The sequence below is a fragment of the Azohydromonas lata genome (genome assembly GCF_034427735.1).
GTDB classification, from domain to species: domain Bacteria; phylum Pseudomonadota; class Gammaproteobacteria; order Burkholderiales; family Burkholderiaceae_C; genus Azohydromonas; species Azohydromonas lata.
In genome coordinates this window covers 1-4,362 of the sequence record NZ_JAXOJX010000143.1, presented here as the reverse complement: position 1 = coordinate 4,362, position 4,362 = coordinate 1, and the positions used below count along the sequence as shown (strand labels likewise).

The following is a 4,362-nucleotide window of genomic DNA, read 5'->3' as shown; positions in this document are numbered from 1 at the left end:
CGCCCGCGTCGTCCACGAGCGCGTAATGCACGGCAGCGGGCACGGCCAGGTGGCCGACGACATGGCCCGCCACCACATCCTCGGCCACCGTCAGGCTGGGCGTGAGGGGCACGGGGCGCACGTTGTCCACGGTGGCATCGGTAGCGCCGCTGACGAACGTGGCGTTGCCGGCCACGTCCCAGGCCTTCACCACCACGTGGGCCTGTGACCGGTCGATGTCGCCGGCCACGATGGTCCAGCTCGCCGTCCAGACGCCGTCCACCAGCTTCGCCTGCACGTCCTCGGGGCCACCGAACAGGCTGAAGTCCATGCGCACGTCGAACGCCGCATCGCGGCTGCCGTCGCCGCCGGCCGGGCCGTTCCAGGTCGCCACGACGGTGTCGCCGATGCGGAAGGCGCCGTTCGTGCCCGTGGCGCCGGCCATGCGGATGTCGCCCGCAGCCACGGCCGGCCCGGTGTTGTCCACCACCAGCGTGCGCACCGTGCGGCTGGTGTTGCCGGCGGCGTCGGTGCTGGTCACGGTGACGGTGTAGGTGCCCTCGGCCAGCGGGCGCTGGCCCACGTGCCAGCCGCTGCCGTCGCGCTGCGCGATCTCGGCCGCACCGCCGTCGCCCCAGTCCACGGTCACGGTGTCGCCCATGCCGGCGGTGCCGCAAAGGCTGAGCGGGTTGTGGGTGCTGGTGCGCCAGTCCGTCGCCGAGGCGCCGCTGTCCTCGGACAGCACGACGGTCGGCGCGGCGGATGCGGCGGTGTCCAGGCTGAACTGTCCGCTGCCCTCGCTGCGGTTGCCTGCGGCATCGGTGCTGCGCAGCGTCACGCCCTGCACGCCGTCGGCGCCCAGGTTGAAACGGCCCGCGGTGATGAGCCGCACGTCGGCCGTGTCCAGTGTCCACAGGCCGTCGCTGCCGGCCATGACGCGGAAGGTCGCGCCGCCCACGGTGACGTCCACCATGCTGCCGGCCTCCGCCGTGCCGTGCAGCACTGGCGTGCCGTCGCTGGTCGGCGACGTGGAAGCCAGTGAGGGTGTCGCGGGTGCCAGCGTGTCGAAACGCAAGGTCGCCAGGCCGGCTGCGCTGCCGGCGTTGCCCGCAGCGTCGCTGTAGCGGCCGGCCGCCACCGAGATGACGGCCATGCCATCGGCCGTGCCGGCCGTGGGCGTGAAGGTCACGGTGCGCGTGAGGCCCGTGCCGCTCAACGCGCCCAGCGTGCCGCCTTCGGCCACGACGTCGTCCAGCGTGAAGCTCGCGCCCGGGTCCTCGCTGAACGTGAACGTGATGGTGGCCGTTTCTCCCGCCTTGAGGCTGGCCACGGTGCTGCTGATGGACAGCGTGGGCGCCACGCTGTCCACCGTGGCGCCGGCCGTGTCGGCTCTCGTCGTGGTGTTGCCCGCGTCGTCCGTCACCGTCACCGACACGTTGCGGCCCGTGGCGACGATGCCGCCGGCCACGATGGTGCAGCTCGCCGTCCACACGCCGTTGACGTTGGTCGCCGCCACGGCGGTACCGCCGCCGAACGCGCTGAAGTCGAACGTCACGCCGCTGACGTCGGCGTTGTGGTCGCCCGCGGCCGTGTTGTTCCAGGTCGCCGTGACCGTGTCGCCGGTCTTGAAGGCCCCGCCCGCGCCGGTGGCGCCCCGGATGTTGACGTTCGCATCGGTCACCGTGGGCGCCACGTTGTCCAGCACGTTGCTGACGTAGGCAGGATGCGTGGTGGTGTTGCCCGCGTCGTCCGTCATCGTGATCGAGACGTCGCAATCCGTGGCATCGACGTCGTCGGCCACGATGGTGCAGCTCGCCGTCCACACGCCGCCAAGCTTGGTGGCCGCCACGGCGGCGCCGCCGCCGAACGCACTGAAGTCAAACGTCACGCGAGTGACGGCGTCGGAGCCGTCATGGTCCCCGTTGGTGTCGACCCACGTCGCCGTGATGGTGTCGCCAATCCGGTAGGCGCCGTGGGTACCCGTGGCGCCGCTCAGGCTGAACACCACCGGCCAGGGTGCGTCGTTGTCCACGACGGCATTGGCCGTGTCGGCCACCGTGGTGGCGTTGCCCCCGTCATCCGTCACCGTCACCGTCACGTTGCAGTGCGTGGCGTCGATGCGCCCGCCGTTATCCACGATGGTGAAGGCGGCCGTCCACACACCGTTGACGTTGGTCGCCGCCACGGCCGTGCCGCCGCCGAATGCGCTGAAGTCGAAGGTCACGCCGCCGATGTCGGCGTTGTGGTCGCCCGCGGCCGTGTTGTTCCAGGTCGCCGTGACCGTGTCGCCAATCTTGAAGGCGCCGCCGAGGCCCGTGGCGCCGCGGATGCTGACGTTGGCATCGGTCACCGCGGGCACGATGTTGTCCACCGTGGCGCCGCTCGTATCGCCCACCGTGACGGTGTTGCCCGCATCGTCCATCACGGTCACCGTCACGTTGCGGCCCGTGGCGTCAATGCTGCCGGCCACGAGGGTGTAGCGCGCTGTCCACACGCTGCCTTCAAGGACGGCTTCCACGGCGGAGCCGCCGCCGAACGCGCTGAAGTCGAACGTCACGGGGCCCAGAGCGTCGCTGTTTTCGTCGCCTTGCTCCCAAGCGGCCCAGGTGGCTTCGACCGTATCGCCCACCTTGTAGAGGCGGTCTGACCCCAGGCTGCCGATGTTTCGGATGTGGACGTTCGCATCGGTCACCGTGGGTGCCACGTTGTCCACCATGGCACCGACGTCACGGGTCATCGTCGTGGTGTTGCCCGCGTCGTCCGTCACCGTCACCGTCACCGCCGCGCCGAAGTCAAAGCTGTCGATGTTGCCGGCCACGAGGGTGTAGGTCGCCGTCCACACGCCGGCCTTGTTGGTGGCCGCCACGGCCGTGCCGCCGCCAAAGGCGCTGAAGTCGAACGTCACGCCGCCGAGGGTGTCGGTGTTGGCGTCGCCTCCCGTGTCGGTCCACGTCGCCGTGACCGTGTCGCCGATCCTGTAGGCGCCATAGGGACCCGTGGCGCCGCTGATGGCGAGGTCATCAAACGACACCGTAGGTGCGACGGTGTCCACCACGGCGTTGGTCGTGTCGGCCGTTGTCGTGGTGTTGCCCACGCCGTCTGTCGCCGTGACGGTGACGTTGTAACCCGTGGCATCCGTCCACTCGTCCACGAGGGTGAAGCTGGCCGTCCACACGCCGTTGTCGTTGACCGCCACCACGGCGGAGCCGCCGCCGAAGGCGCTGAAGTCGAAGGTCACGCCGCTGATGGTGTCGGCGTTGTGGTCGCCCGCGGCCGTGTTGTCCCAGCTCGCCGTGACCGTGTCGCCGATCTTGAAGGCGCCGCCGGTGCCCGTGCCACCGCTGATGGCAATGTGTGCGTCAGTCACCGTAGGCGCGACGTTGTCCACCACGGCATTGGTCGTGTCGGCCCTCGTGGTGGTGTTGCCTGCGTCGTCCGTTACCGTGACCGCCACGTTGCGGCCCACGGCCTGGATGTTGCCGCTCACGATGACGTAGGTCGCCGTCCAGAGCCCCATGTCGTTGGTCGCCGCCACGGCGGTACCGCCGCCGAAGGCGCTGAAGTCGAACGTCACGCCGGCGATGGCGTCGGCGTTGTCATCGCCCACGAACGCGTTGGACCAGTTTGCCGTGACCGTGTCGCCGATGCGGTAAGTGCCGTCCAAGCTGCTGGCCCCACTGATGGCGACGTTGGTGTCAGTCACCGTGGGCGCCACGTTGTCCACCGTGGCGTCGCTCGTGTCGGCCGCCGTCGTGGTGTTGCCCGCGTCGTCCGTCACCGTCACCGACACGTTGCCGTCCGTGGCGTCGATGCTGCCGGCCACGAGGGTGTAGGTCGCCGTCCACACGCCGTTGACGTTGCTCGCCGCCACGGCCGTGCCGCCGCCAAACGCGCTGAAGTCGAACGTCACGCCGCTGATGGTGTCGGCGTTGGCATCGCCCAGGACCGTATTGGTCCACGTGGCCGTGACCGTGTCGCCAATGCGGTAGGTGCCGCCCGTGCCCGTGGCACCGCTGATGGCGATGTGCGCATCCGTCACCGTGGGTGCCATGCTGTCCACCGTGGCGTTGCTCGTGTCGGCCGTCGTCGTCACGTTGCCCGCGTCGTCCGTCACCGTCGCCGACACGTTGCGGCCCGTAGCGTCGATGCTGCCGGCCACGAGGGTGTACGTCGCCGTCCACACGCCGTTGACGTTGACGGCCGCCACGTCAGTGCCACCACCGAACGCGCTGAAGTCGAACGTCACGCCACTGATGTCGGCGTTGGCGTCGCCGCCCACATTGGTCCACGTGGCCGTGACCGTGTCGCCGATCTTGTAGGCCCCGCCCGCGCCGCTGCCGCCGCTGATGGCGATGCGCGCGTCGGTCACCGTGGGCGCCACGT

The 4,362-nt window shown here is 70.2% G+C and carries 1 protein-coding gene; it reads right to left on the bottom strand.

The window, feature by feature from the left end:
* The coding region (locus SM757_RS34465) for a beta strand repeat-containing protein (protein WP_322468787.1) at window positions 1-4,362 on the bottom strand (4,362 nt) is incomplete at both ends.